At 55.7% G+C, this 13,411-nt stretch carries 12 protein-coding genes and 1 other RNA gene; 8 read left to right on the top strand and 5 right to left on the bottom strand.

The window, feature by feature from the left end; genetic code table 11:
* Positions 1–125: 125 nt before the first annotated feature.
* Positions 126–1,016 carry a LysR family transcriptional regulator gene (locus AABB29_RS12210; RefSeq protein WP_341366647.1) on the bottom strand — a complete coding sequence of 297 codons (891 nt, stop codon included), beginning with the start codon at positions 1,014–1,016 and terminating at the stop codon, positions 126–128.
* A gap of 98 nt (positions 1,017–1,114) precedes the next feature.
* Here AABB29_RS12210 and AABB29_RS12215 point away from each other — a divergent pair, with 98 nt between their 5' ends.
* Positions 1,115–1,612 carry a lactoylglutathione lyase family protein gene (locus AABB29_RS12215; protein WP_341366646.1) on the top strand — a complete coding sequence of 166 codons (498 nt, stop codon included), beginning with the start codon at positions 1,115–1,117 and terminating at the stop codon, positions 1,610–1,612.
* Positions 1,613–1,905: 293 nt separating this feature from the next.
* Here the strand turns inward: AABB29_RS12215 and ffs are convergent.
* Together ffs and AABB29_RS12225 are read right to left on the bottom strand one after the other, a co-directional pair.
* Positions 1,906–2,004: signal recognition particle sRNA small type (gene ffs, locus AABB29_RS12220), an RNA gene on the bottom strand.
* A 38-nt stretch (positions 2,005–2,042) separates the two neighbouring features.
* Positions 2,043–3,914: a bifunctional 2',3'-cyclic-nucleotide 2'-phosphodiesterase/3'-nucleotidase gene (locus AABB29_RS12225; RefSeq protein WP_341366645.1), complete on the bottom strand. Its 1,872-nt coding sequence runs from the start codon at positions 3,912–3,914 to the stop codon at positions 2,043–2,045.
* Between the two features lie 91 nt (positions 3,915–4,005).
* Between AABB29_RS12225 and nudC the strand changes: the two genes are divergently transcribed.
* Entirely contained in the window at positions 4,006–4,956 is a 951-nt protein-coding gene (gene nudC / locus AABB29_RS12230; protein ID WP_341366644.1) for an NAD(+) diphosphatase, read from the top strand.
* 87 nt (positions 4,957–5,043) lie between these two features.
* The gene (locus tag AABB29_RS12235) at positions 5,044–5,508 is read left to right on the top strand and encodes an SRPBCC family protein (protein ID WP_341366643.1); all 465 of its coding nucleotides are present in this window, start codon (positions 5,044–5,046) and stop codon (positions 5,506–5,508) included.
* A 25-nt stretch (positions 5,509–5,533) separates the two neighbouring features.
* Here the strand turns inward: AABB29_RS12235 and AABB29_RS12240 are convergent, their stop codons facing one another.
* Entirely contained in the window at positions 5,534–6,376 is an 843-nt protein-coding gene (locus AABB29_RS12240) for a prephenate dehydratase (RefSeq protein WP_341366642.1), read from the bottom strand.
* Positions 6,377–6,499: 123 nt separating this feature from the next.
* Here AABB29_RS12240 and AABB29_RS12245 point away from each other — a divergent pair, with 123 nt between their 5' ends.
* The 5 genes from AABB29_RS12245 to AABB29_RS12265 all read left to right on the top strand — a co-directional run bounded on the left by AABB29_RS12245 (position 6,500) and on the right by AABB29_RS12265 (position 12,957).
* Positions 6,500–7,018 carry a c-type cytochrome gene (locus AABB29_RS12245; protein ID WP_341366641.1) on the top strand — a complete coding sequence of 173 codons (519 nt, stop codon included), beginning with the start codon at positions 6,500–6,502 and terminating at the stop codon, positions 7,016–7,018.
* Between the two features lie 172 nt (positions 7,019–7,190).
* A complete protein-coding gene (locus AABB29_RS12250; protein WP_341366640.1) occupies positions 7,191–9,110 on the top strand; it encodes an extracellular solute-binding protein in 1,920 nt (639 codons plus the stop codon).
* A 9-nt stretch (positions 9,111–9,119) separates the two neighbouring features.
* The gene (locus AABB29_RS12255; RefSeq protein ID WP_341366639.1) at positions 9,120–10,193 is read left to right on the top strand and encodes a microcin C ABC transporter permease YejB; all 1,074 of its coding nucleotides are present in this window, start codon (positions 9,120–9,122) and stop codon (positions 10,191–10,193) included.
* Positions 10,193–11,359: an ABC transporter permease gene (locus tag AABB29_RS12260; RefSeq protein ID WP_341366638.1), complete on the top strand. Its 1,167-nt coding sequence runs from the start codon at positions 10,193–10,195 to the stop codon at positions 11,357–11,359. Before AABB29_RS12255 ends, AABB29_RS12260 begins: the two co-directional genes overlap by 1 nt.
* Complete coding sequence (locus AABB29_RS12265; protein ID WP_341366637.1) at positions 11,356–12,957, top strand: ABC transporter ATP-binding protein; 1,602 nt, start codon at positions 11,356–11,358, stop codon at positions 12,955–12,957. The genes AABB29_RS12260 and AABB29_RS12265 overlap by 4 nt, the downstream gene beginning before the upstream one ends.
* An 85-nt stretch (positions 12,958–13,042) precedes the next feature.
* On the opposite strand, the gene AABB29_RS12270 is transcribed toward AABB29_RS12265, so the two are convergent.
* Positions 13,043–13,297, bottom strand: coding sequence for a hypothetical protein (locus AABB29_RS12270; RefSeq protein ID WP_373636535.1), 255 nt, complete (start codon positions 13,295–13,297; stop codon positions 13,043–13,045).
* Between the last annotated feature and the right edge of the window lie 114 nt (positions 13,298–13,411).

Raw genomic sequence — 13,411 nt, forward strand, 5'->3', positions numbered from 1 at the left:
AATCACGTCTGTTAAAAAGCAGACCTCGTCATTGGACGCTGCGAATGACCGGAAAGAGCCGTTTTTGACAAATGCCGCAATATGAACTGACGGCGGCTTGCAGTAAGTGGAATCTATTGGAACCGTCAATTAAGCGCGAATACTTCCTTTTCAATTAACGAAATCACTGAGGCAATGCGGGCAAAATTGCTCCTGCCACTTCGAAAGGTCAACCAAAGGTCATGGTGATGTTTGATGGGTAAATCTACTATGTAGACATCACCGCGCCTTTCAAATGCATCGACCCCCGATCTTGGAAGTATCGCAAAGCCTAATCCCTCAGCGACCGGAGTTAGGATCTGCCCTATTTGGTTAACGGACGTCCGCATTCTCAGGTGATCGGAGCCCTGATACTCCTGTGCGAAATTTCGGCCCAGAAGCTCATCTGCATATTCATGCCCGTCGGGGTGAGCGACAAATCCTAGCTCGTTCAGCTCGGCCAGCCCAACCTCTTGGTTTCGCATGGGCTTCGGAACGACCAAACAAAGCTCCTCACGCATGATCATCTTGGCTTCAAGTTGCGGCTGACGGGGCTGGGTCGTAAGAATACCCAGATCTAAATCTCCGCGAATAAGACCGCGTGCCACATCGCCTTGGGGAGCGGCCGTCAGGTGAAGCGCAAGATCAGGGGCCGTTCGCAAACGTTCCAATAGATGTGGATACAGCCACATCGCAAAACTGCCCGAGCATCCGATCCTAACCTCGCCTACGTCGGGGTCATCCCGCTGCATCAATTCTTTAAGGTCTCGTTCCTGTCGACGACGAGCCAGCCCTACTTTAAACAGAGCTTCCCCGGCAGGGGTTGGCGTGAATGATTTTCCGTCCTTCACGATCAAGGGCTTGCCGACTTGCGCCTCCAATTTTCGAAGATGCTGCGACACACCAGGTTGGGTCATCCCCAACACGTCAGCAGACCTTGTGAAATGGCCAACCTCACAAAGTGTCGTGAAAGTATTCAGCCAAGTTGCATTCAGCACGATGATAAGTTTCCGTTATTTAAAATATACATATTGATAATTTCATAAATTGTCACCCCTGACCTATTCTTCGGAGAACGCAAACGAAAGGATACATAATGCAACCGACACCACGCACCTTCTCTCATATTGGGCTCTCTGTATCGGATCTGGACAAGGCCGTCGCATTCTACCGCGACATTTTAGGTTTCTACGTGATCATGGAACCGACCGAAATCACCGAAGATGACAGCGATATCGGGCAGATGTGCAGCGATGTCTTTGGAAAAGGCTGGGGTAAAATCCGCATCGCACACCTCGCGACAGCAGATCGCGTCGGGTTCGAGATTTTTGAATTTGATGGCCATTATCCGCCAGACAATAATCTGGATTTTCGGCGACACGGAACGTTCCATTTTGCCATTCAGGATCCAAATCTCGAAGATCTTCTGGCCAAGATTGTTGCAGCAGGAGGCAAGCAGCGCATGCCGGTCAGAGAGTATTTTCCCGGTGAAAAACCTTACCGCATGGTCTATGTTGAGGACCCCTTCGGGATTGTATTCGAACTGTACAGCCACAGCTATGAACTGACCTATTCGGGAGGGGCCTACACTTAGCTAAATACATTCAAAACGCGCAAACCGGACCTGCTCCAAGGCGTCTGAAATATCCGGTTCGTCCCGCATAGAAGACCTCGAAGTTGATTGCGCAGGCGTATTTGTATCGATCTCAACGACTTTCCTGAGACATGGGATTTATTCGTTGGAGGTAGACTGATCAGCTACGCATGCGCACATGGGCTTGTGTCAAAAAACCATCTGACTATTGTGAGGTCTTGCGGACTCCGCCAAACGGCTTTGCCGTTTCACTCTGTCCTTGTCCGCAATTTTGCCTTTGGCAAAATCGCGAGAGGTGAGAGGTTGGACAACGACCCAAGCGGGGCTCGTTATGGCTGCTTCCTTCCGGACCTGACCAGGTTGGCGAGGCGCTCGCCCGCGCCAACCTCTCACGGCTCATATAGGATGCTTGGCTTGCGGGTGCAAGCGTTCACAAATTCAAACGGTATCGGTCAAATCCATCGCTGTCGCCCCCCAGATGCGTCATCCGTTCTGTGAGCAGGCCTTGCGCCTTGGGCGATGATCTAAACATGCCGCTGGTCTGCGCGTAGCCTGTCAACCGCCATGGGCTGCTGGTCGTGATCGTCGCATCGCGCCGTTTGCGCAGGTCGTCGATCAGGATATCGCGCGTGCTTTGCGCGGACGTGTAAAGAATATTGTTGCTGTTGACCGTCAAAACGCCGCCACCGCCATAGGTTCGGTAGCTGTTGGTCGCCACGATGAATTGATCGTCTTCATCAACCGTTTTCCCTTGGAAATTCAGGCTTTTAATCCGTGTTGCATCGGGTTTCACTACCCGCCCATCACTGTCAAACCGTGCTGGTTTTGCCAGGTCGATTTCGTAGTTCAGCCCGAAAAGCGTGTCGAAATTGTATCCTGCGCTATGGGGATGCACGAGCGGTTGGTCTTGCCTCCCAGGCTGAATTTGCATGAAATGCGCGGCTGCCCGTTCCAGCCAGGTCCGCAGTTCTGCCCCGTTGCGCAGGACCGCGCAGAGCGTATTGGCAAAAGGGTAAATCGCCGCAGCGTCCCGCAATGTGATCGGCCCCGCCGGGATATCGATATAATGCCCGACCCCCGCCCGGTCGCCGAACCTAAATGGCGCCGTAGCCGCAATCACCGGCAGGTCCGCCCATTGGCTGTCTTGCATCGCGCTGCGGATATGACGCATTTTTGCGTTCGCCAGAAGCTGTTGGCTTGCATCCGGTCCGACCGTTGCGAAATAGCTGTGGATCCGGTTTTCCGTTGCGGCGATGGGCTGCCGGATATGTGCGAGCGTGCCTTGGTGGGCGGGCTCGGCTGATTTCAGGATTTTTTCGCGCAGCGCCGCCCCTTTGCCCGTGCTGCCCCCTTTTTGCAGCGTGGTTTGGTGTTTGTGAATGGACCAATTCTGGCCGTTCCAGCGGAGTTCCAGATCGATCACCCCAAGCCACCGTCCATAGAAACCGGGCATCACGGCCGGTTTGCCGTGCAATGTGCCTGCGACCGGATCAACCTCTGCCGTGCCGGGTTTGTCGGTGCCGGGGAATAATTCATGCGTATGCCCTGTCAGCACAACATCGATCCCGTCGATGGCCGCCAGTGGCACGGCTGCATTTTCCATGCCCGGCACCGCCTTGCTTTCCTTGATCCCCGAATGGCAGAGCGCGATGATCAGATCGGCCCCGGCGCTTTTCATATCGGGCACCAATTGCTGCGCGCTTTGCACGATATCCTGCGCTGCGATGGCCCCGGCCAGAACAGCCCCATCCCATTGCGTGATTTGCGGCGGGGCGAACCCCGTGACCCCGATTTTGATAGAACGCTCTTGCCCGTCACTGCAGGTCAGCATCCGATCCAGAATAACATAGGGCGCTGCGATGGCTGGCCCTTCTTTCACTGTCAGGTTGCCGCAAATGATCGGAAACGCTGCCCCCTTCAGGCTTTCGCGTAGAAAGTCCAGACCGTAGTCAAATTCGTGGTTCCCCAGCGCCATCCCGTCATATCCCAGCGCATTTAACGCGGCGATCATCGGGTGTGTTGTCCCGTGCAGACCGTGCGTCGCCAGGTAATCGGCAAGCGGGTTACCCTGCAGCAAATCTCCATTGTCGAAAAGCAGGCAGGCCGGTCCAAGCTCTGACTGGGCCTGTTTGATGCTATCGACCAATTGGATCAGCCCCGTCTCTGGGTCCGGTTTGTCCGAAAAATAATCATAGTTCAGAAGCTGCATATGCAGATCTGTTGTCTCCAAAATGCGGAGCGGTGCCGTTGTCATCTTTGGTTGATCAATGGCTGAGACATACGCGCCGAAATTACTATTCATGCCTCAACCATAGCGCGAAAGTCCGGGCGTGCCATCGGTTTCTGTATCCTCGTGAATTGAATTTGCCGTGGCGCCGTGTCATTGCGTCCTGATGAAAAATGCAGAGACAGTCACTTTTGGCGGCTCCGGTCTTGATCGTGCCGCTCTCTTACGGGCAGACATGCCGGCGGTGCAAGCCGATCCCGCGACCCGGGTTGTTCTTTTGTGGCGCGGCAAGCCGATGATTGATGCCGATGCGTTGGTCCGCGTTTCGCTGGATCATCCGGTGCTTGCCGATGCGCGCGATGACATGATCTTGCTGGGCCGCGATGCGGGCTTGCCGGTTTTGGCGGCTGATATGTCCGATTGGGAGCCTGAAGAGGTCGATCCTGATGTGTTGGACAGTTTTCTGGATAAGTCCGAGCAGCAGCATCCTGCGATGGCTGATGCGGGCGCCTTTGCTGAGCTGCGCAGTGTCATGACCCGCCTGTCCCCGCGTGATGCCGAATTGGCCGCAACCGCCAAGGCTGTTTTTGGCTGGCATGAAACCCATCAATTCTGTGCCCGTTGCGGCGCGAAGACTGACATGACCATGGGCGGTTGGCAGCGCGATTGCGCAGCCTGCAAGGCCCATCATTTTCCGCGCACCGACCCTGTCGTGATCATGTTGATCACCCATGGCAATGCGGTGCTGGTTGGCCGCTCGCCTGCCTGGCCTGAGGGGATGTATTCATTGCTGGCTGGGTTTGTTGAGCCCGGCGAGACCATCGAAGCCGCGGTTCGCCGCGAAGTGTTTGAGGAATCAGGCATCGAGGTGGGCGAGGTCACGTATCTGGCCAGTCAGCCCTGGCCATTCCCGGCCTCGCTGATGTTTGGCTGTGCTGGGGTTGCGACAAGCACCGAGATCACGATTGATCCCGATGAAATCGAAGACGCCCGCTGGGTCAGCCGCGAGGACATGGCCCAGATCTTTGCCGGTGAACACCCCGAGATCGTGCCTGCCCGTAAAGGCGCTATCGCCCATTTCCTACTGCAAAACTGGCTGGCGGATACGCTTGATTAGGGCATTGCGGCATAGTCTATTGGCGGCAGCGCGAAACGCCTTATCTACCCGATGCCGGGTCTTTGTCGTTGAAAACGGAAAATTGGTATGAAGTTCAGCACGCGGGAAGATATTGAAGCGCCCATCGACTTTGTTTTTGCGCAAGTGACGGATTTTGATGCCTTCACCCGCAGTGCCTTGCGTCACGGCGCCGAAATTACGACCGAACATAGCGGCCCGGCGGATGTGGGTGCCCAATGGTTTGTCAATTTCACCTTTCGGGGCCGTGCCCGCAAACTGACTTTACGGATGACACAGCTTGATGTCCCGGGCGGCTATACGATTGAGGCCGTATCGGATGGCATGACCGCAATTTCCGAGTTGACGCTGGTTGCGTTGTCGCCGCGCCGGACGAGACTGGCCTTTGCCATTGATGTACGCGCCAAGACACTCACCGCCCGCCTGCTTTTGCAGTCGATGAAACTGGCCAAGGGTAAGCTGACCAAGCGCTTCAAAGCGCGTGTTTTGGATTTTGCCGAGGATGTCGAGGACCGTTATCGCAAGGCGGGCTAGAGCCTTTCGCGCGGGACGAATGCCCTTAGCCTTCGTCGTGCCGCCTTGCTGCTGCCGGGTAGACGCCCATGACATGCAGATGATCGGTGAAATATCCGAGCTCTTCCATGGCCAGCTGCACGGGCCGGTCATCGGGATGTCCTTCGATTTCGGCGTAAAACTGCGTTGCCGTGAACGCCCCGCCGATCATGTAGCTTTCGAGTTTGGTCATGTTCACCCCGTTCGTGGCGAACCCGCCCATCGCCTTATAGAGCGCCGCTGGAATGTTCCGCACCCGGAAGACAAAGCTGGTCATCATTCCCAGATCGCCGCGCCGCCTGTAGTCCGGCTCGCGTGCCATGACCAGAAAACGCGTGGTGTTTCTGTCGTGATCTTCGATATGCCGGGCCAGAACCTTGAGCCCGTAGATCTCGGCGGCCAGTTCCGAGGCGAGGGCCGCACCGCTAACATCAGCGCGGGCGGCGACTTCGCGGGCTGCCCGTGCGTTATCGGTGCTTGTGCGGCCCCGGATGCCGTTTGCCCGCAGGAATTCACCGCATTGCGGCAGAATCACCGGATGACCAAACGCCTCTTTCACGTCAGATAGCTGGGCCTCTTGCGTGCCTAGCAGGTTCACATGCACCCGCACAAAGGTTTCATCCACGATATGCAACCCGCTTTCAGGCAAGAGCGAATGCACATCGGCCACCCGCCCATAGGTCGAGTTTTCGACCGCGATCATCCCCAGATCGGCGTCACCATCCCGCACAGCCGCAATCGCATCCTCAAAGGCGGCGCAGGGCAGGGGCGTGTAATCAGGACGTGCCGCAACGCAGGCTTCGTGCCCATAGGCCCCAAGTTCGCCTTGAAATGCGATTTTTTGTCCCATGCGGCTGTCTCCCTAACGCGATTATAACCAAAATAGCTATTTGGTCGCGGCAGTACACCTTGCAACCTTGTGTGGGAAGCGGATAGATACGCGCGAAGCACCGAAACTCAGATGGAACGCGACATGTTCGACACAATGACAACCACCAAGGCAATCGGCGCACTTTGCGGCACGCTATTGATTTTCATGCTCGGTGGCTGGTTGGCCGAAGAGCTGTACCATAGCGGCGGCCATGGTCATGGCGATCATGCGCAGGCCTATGTGATCGAAGTTGCCGATACCGGCGCAGAGGCTGAAGTTGTCGAAGAGGTTCCATTTGCCGAGGTCTATGCTGCCGCATCTGCTGCCGATGGCGAAGGCTTGTGGCGCGGTTGCCGGTCATGTCACGCGCTTGAGCCCGGCCAGCACGGCACGGGTCCGGCTTTGGCGGGCGTTGTTGGCCGTCCGGTCCAATTTTACGATGATTACGGCTATTCCGGCGCATTGGCGGAAGCCACAGATGTTTGGACCCCTGAAGCGCTGAACGCTTTCCTAGAGCGTCCATCGGCCTACGCCCCTGGCACAGCGATGAGCTTTAACGGGATGCGCGATGTTGAGGATCGCGCCAACCTGATCGCTTATTTGGCAACGATCGACGGGTAAACACCCCGTTAACCAATTGCATTTGATGATAGGCCGTCCTGTTTGGGCGGCCTTTTTCGTGTCGATTTAAGGGGTTCACTGGCTGATCACGCAAACTCAACTTGAAAGTTTGTTTGTCTGCCCCTTTATTTCATATAAGCACGATCTGAGATGTTTCAACCCGGAGAGCAAGATGCAAAATCGCCCCAATGTCCGCGCAAAGGCCGTTCAGAAAGATCATCGCGACCTGCAGCTAAGACAATGGGTGTTTGGATCACTGATCGGTGTTGCCGGTATCTGGGCCGGGTCCGCGCTTTTGGCGGAGGCGCATGAGACTGTTATTGAAAGCCACGGCTATACAAATTTTGGCGAACTGAAATACGCCCCGGACAGCGTGTTGGACTATGTTAATCCCGATGCCCCGAAGGGCGGCGAGTTTTCGCAATGGGCCATGGGCACGTTTGACAGTTTTAACCTATCTACCCGCAAAGGTGTGCCTGCGGCGCTGTCTACCATCGGCTACGAATCCATTCTGACGGCCACTTCCGACGATCCTTACGGCAGCTATTGCTACCTGTGCACGACGCTGGAATATCCGGAAAGCCGCGATTGGGTGATCTTCAATTTGCGTGATGACGTTCAGTTCTGGGATGGGACCTTTCTAACAGCTGAAGATATCAAATTCACTTTTGAGCTTTATCTGGAACAGGGCATTACCGAATATCGCAATGTCTATTCCCAATTCATCCAAAGCGTTGAGGTGCTGGATGAACACCGTATCAAATTTACCTTCACCGAAGAGGCCCCGCGCCGCGATGTTGTCAATTGGGTTGGCGGCACGTCTGCATTCTCAAAGGATTGGTTTGAGGAAACGGGCACCAGACTAGATGAGGCATCCGACGCGCCCTTTATGGCAACCGGTCCCTACCGTCTGGATGAGGTCGATATCGGCCGCCAGATCATCTATCGATACGATCCCGATTGGTGGGCCGCTGATTTGCCGATCAATCAGGGCCGCAACAATTTCGAAACGATCCGGGTTGAATACTTCGCCGATAGCGGTGCGGCTTTTGAGGCGTTTAAGTCCGGTGTATATGCCTTTCGCACTGAGAATAGTTCGATCCAATGGGCCACGGGCTATGATTTTCCTGCGCGCGAGGCAGGTTGGGTCAAGGCCGAGGAATTGCCGGACGGCAGTATCGGCAGTGGTCAGGGATTTGTGTTCAACCTCAATCAGGAAAAGTTCCAAGACCCTCTGGTCCGCGAAGCGATTGGCCTGATGGTCAATTTCGAATGGATGAACGAATCCCTGTTTTACGGGCTTTATGAGCGCCCTGAATCCTTCTGGGACAATTCTGATCTGAAAGCTGAGGGCGCGCCTTCTGAGGAAGAACTGGCCATTCTACAACCACTTGTCGATGAAGGCCTGCTGGATGCGTCTATTCTGTCCGAACCTGCGCTGATCCCGCCTGTGTCCAGTACCGCCGAACGCCCCCTTGACCGACGTCAGCTGCGGGCCGCCTCGGCCCTGCTGGATGAGGCCGGCTGGATTGCCGGTGACGATGGGCTGCGCCGCAAGGATGGTGAGGTTCTGTCGGTGACATTCCTTGAGCGTTCTCCGCAGTTCGACCGGATCATCAACCCAATTGTGGAAAACCTAAAGCGTCTTGGCGTCGAAGCTGAACTAGAGCGCGTTGATACCGCACAATTTATCGAGCGCAGCCGCGCTGGCACGTTTGATATTATCAATGCATCATTGGGTCAGGGCTATGAGCCCGGACAGCAATTGGCCCAATATTTTGGGTCCGCTGCTGCCGATGACAGTTCGCGCAACCGGATGCGCCTGAAATCGCCTGCAGTTGATCGGCTGATTGATCAGATTGTCGCAGCTGAGAGCTTGGAAGAGTTGACCATTCGCACCCGCGCATTGGACCGTGTTTTGCGAGCCGAGCGTTTCTGGATCCCGCAATGGCAAAAGAACGTCCATACGGTCGCTTATTACGATATGTTCCGCTTTGCGGAAATTCCGCCGCTGGCACTGTCCCCAATCGACAATTGGTGGATCGACCCAGAGGCCGAACAAACACTGCGCGCCGCTGGTGCGTTTCAGTAAGGACGCCCAGTGGGAGCCTATATTCTAAGACGATTGCTGCTTGTGATCCCGACATTGCTTGGGATCATGATCCTCAATTTTGCGCTGATCCAGTTTGTTCCGGGCGGTCCGATTGAACAGATCCTCGCCGAGCTAGAAGGCGGCGGTGACGTCTTTGAGGGGATCGCTGGCGGCGGCGGCGAGTTGGTCGAAGGCGGCAATAGCGACTACGCTGGCAGCCGTGGCTTGCCAGATGATTTCATCGCTGAGCTTGAGCGGGAGTTTGGTTTCGACAAGCCCCCGCTGGAACGCTTTCTGAACATGATGTGGAACTATATGCGCTTTGACTTTGGCGAGAGTTATTTCCGCTCAATCAGCGTATTCGACCTTGTTATGGAAAAGATGCCTGTCTCAATCACGCTGGGCCTTTGGTCGACTTTGATCGCCTATATGGTATCGATCCCGCTGGGCATCAAAAAGGCGGTGCGTGACGGATCGCCCTTTGATACCTGGACATCCGGCGCGATTATCGTGGGCTATGCCATCCCTGGCTTTTTGTTCGCGATCCTCTTGATCGTCCTTTTTGCTGGTGGTTCCTACTGGCGCATTTTCCCGCTGCGCGGACTGACATCGAGCAATTTTGAAGACCTCAGCATGATCGGCAAAGTGCTGGACTATTTCTGGCATATCACGTTGCCCGTGCTTGCATCGACCATTTCGGCCTTTGCCACGCTGACCTTGCTGACCAAAAACAGCTTTCTTGATGAGATCAAAAAGCAATATGTCATCACGGCCCGCGCCAAAGGGCTGGCAGAGTCCCGCGTGCTTTATGGTCATGTGTTCCGCAACGCGATGTTGATTGTGATCTCGGGCTTTCCGGCCCTTTTCATCGGGGTCTTCTTTGGTGGCTCGCTGATTATCGAAACCCTGTTTTCGCTTGATGGCTTGGGCCGCCTTGGCTTTGAGGCGGCCGTTGCCCGCGATTATCCCGTTGTGTTCGGAACCCTATTTGCCTTTTCGCTGATTGGCCTGGTGGTCGGGATCATCACCGACCTGACCTATGTTTTGATTGATCCGCGAATTGATTTTGAGGCGCGCAACTGATGGCTTTTCTATCCCCGTTGAACCGCCGCCGCCTACGCAATTTTCGCCGCAATCGCCGCGCCTATTGGTCGCTGATCATTTTTGGTGTCCTGTTTGGCCTGTCGCTTTTTGCCGAGTTTATCGCCAATAACAAACCCATCGCCGTCAGCTATCGCGGCGAGGTTTACATGCCGATATTTAACTTCTACTCCGAGCGCGACTTTGGCGGCGACTTCCCGACCGAGGCGGGCTATGGCGAGCCAGAGGTTGATTGTTTGATTGTCACGGGCGGTTTGGAGACCTGTTTTGACACCCCCGAAGAGCTGATTGCCGCCGTTGATGCCGGTGAGACCCTGGATGGTGATTTCCAAAAGGGGTGGATGCTCTGGCCCGTCATTCCATATGCCTATGATACCATTGTCGATGTGCGCGGCGTTGCCCCATCCCCCCCATCGGCTGAGAATTTGCTGGGCACGGATGATACCAAGCGTGATGTACTGGCCCGTGTTATCTATGGTTTCCGTCTGTCCGTTACCTATGCGCTGACCGTGACCATCGCCGCATCGATCATTGGCATCATCGCCGGCGCTGTGCAGGGTTATTTTGGTGGTTGGACCGATCTGATTTTTCAGCGCTTTATTGAGATTTGGACCGGCATTCCATCCCTTTACGTGATCATCATCGTCTTCGCCATTCTGGGCCGAAGTTACTGGTTGCTGGTTTTCCTGACCGTGCTATTCAGTTGGCCAGCTTTGGTTGGCGTGGTCCGGGCCGAGTTTCTGCGCGCCCGTAATCTGGAATATGTCCGCGCGGCCAAGGCGCTGGGTGTGCGCGACCGGACAATTATGTTCCGCCATATGCTGCCCAATGCGATGGTGGCCACTGTGACGATGTTGCCATTCCTGGTAACGGGGGCCATTGGCGGGCTTGCTGCCCTTGATTTTCTGGGCTTTGGCCTGCCGTCCTCGGCCCCTTCGCTGGGCGAGATGACATTGCAGGCCAAGCAGAACCTGCAGGCCCCCTGGCTTGGCTTTACAGCCTTTTTCACCTTCGCAATCATGCTGTCTTTGCTGGTCTTTATCTTTGAGGGCGTGCGCGATGCGTTTGATCCGCGTAAGACCTTTGTCGCCGATGGCGATGTTGAGGTGGACCAAACCCTGATTGCACAGCAAGGGGCTGCAGAATGACGACACCTGTGGTTCTTGATGTGAACGACCTGCGCGTTGGGTTTCGCCAGGATGGTGAGACCACCCATGCTGTACGCGGCGTGTCTTTCCAAATTCACAAAGGCGAAACTGTCGCGCTGGTCGGCGAAAGCGGGTCGGGCAAGTCAGTCACCGCCTTGTCTACCGTCCAATTGCTCGGTGACAGCGCCACCATGGCCGGATCGATCACCTATGAGGGCACAGAGATGGTCGGTGCCGATGACGCCACGCTGCGCCGTGTCCGCGGCAACGACATCAGCTTTATTTTCCAAGAGCCGATGACATCGCTGAACCCGCTGCACACGATTGAAAAGCAGCTTGCGGAAAGCATCGAGCTGCATCAGGGCCTGCGCGGCGCGAAGGTCCGTGAGCGGATTGTCCAGCTTTTGGATCGCGTTGGTATTCGCGACGCAGAAAGCCGGTTGGGCGCATATCCCCATCAACTTTCGGGCGGGCAACGTCAGCGCGTGATGATCGCCATGGCGCTGGCCAATGGACCCGAATTGCTGATCGCTGATGAGCCGACGACCGCCCTTGATGTGACCATTCAGGCCCAGATCCTTGATTTGCTGGCTGACCTGAAGCGTGACGAAGGCATGTCTATGCTGTTCATCACCCATGATCTGACCATCGTCCGTAAGATCGCGGATCGTGTTTGCGTCATGAAATCCGGCGAAATCGTTGAGACGGGGCCCACAGCTGAGGTTTTTGCCAACCCGCAGCACCCCTATACGCAAACGTTGCTTGCCGCTGAATCGACGGGCGGACCGGCCCCGGTCCCCGAGGACGCGCCCGTCATACTAGAGACTGACGCCACCCGTATCTGGTTTCCCATTCAGCGGGGTCTTTTGAAACGGACGGTCGGCCATGTGCAGGCCGTGAACGAGGCGACATTGACCATCCGCGCGGGCGAGACGCTGGGTGTTGTTGGCGAAAGTGGCTCTGGCAAGACCACTTTGGCCTTGGCGGTGATGCGGCTGATCAGCTCGGAAGGGCGGATCGTGTTTCAGGGCACCGACATTCACGGCCTGAACCCACGTCAGATGCGCCCCTTGCGCAGTGAGATGCAGATCGTTTTTCAAGACCCTTACGGATCGTTGAGCCCGCGGATGACTGTGGCCGAGATCATCGCCGAAGGGCTGGGCGTGCATGGGGTCGATCCGGGCCGAGACCGGCGCGATATGGTGTCTGAGGTCATGACCGAGGTGGGGCTGGACCCCGCCTGGATGGACCGCTACCCGCATGAGTTTTCAGGCGGGCAGCGGCAGCGTATCGCCATTGCCCGTGCGATGATCCTGCGCCCGAAATTGCTGATCCTGGATGAGCCGACAAGTGCGCTTGATATGACGGTCCAGGTCCAGATCGTCCATCTGCTGCGCGAGCTGCAGCAGAAATACGGGCTGGCATACCTGTTTATCAGTCACGACCTGAAGGTTGTCCGTGCCTTGTCCCATAAGGTGATGGTCATGAAGCAGGGTGATGTGGTTGAGGCGGGGGATGCAGATGTCATCTTTGACGCACCGCAGACCGAATACACCCGCGCGCTGATGGCAGCGGCATTTGAGGGCAAAGTGGCGTAGAGATGTGTGGTTGCTAGACGACCTGCCAGACCACAACCTTCAGATACGCGGCACTGCCGTTATATGCGTGACGCGCGGGGTCACTTTAGGTGCAAAACAATAGTGGAAGGCCAAGCGTCACAAGGGTCAATGCAAGGAATACGAACTCTGAAAATTCCAACGCAAACAGATAAAGCGGCGGTACGATTGTGAGGCCGAGCAGCCATTTTTTCGACAGAAGGACTGCAAGTAAAACAATGATCGCTACGACGACAAAGGCGAATGCACCAGCGATAAAGGATTCGAATGAATTGCTGCACTCCGCATAAAAATCAATGAACGTCACTTTTACCTCTTCCATTTCAGCAACACTTACGAACTAGGGTGCCAGATCGCCAAGTATGGGTATCCATACTTGAGCGACGTTCATAAAATATGTGTTTGTCAGATTTTACAGGGCAATATGGGCCACACC

The sequence above is a fragment of the Yoonia sp. BS5-3 genome, assembly GCF_038069655.2.
GTDB lineage: Bacteria > Pseudomonadota > Alphaproteobacteria > Rhodobacterales > Rhodobacteraceae > Yoonia > Yoonia phaeophyticola.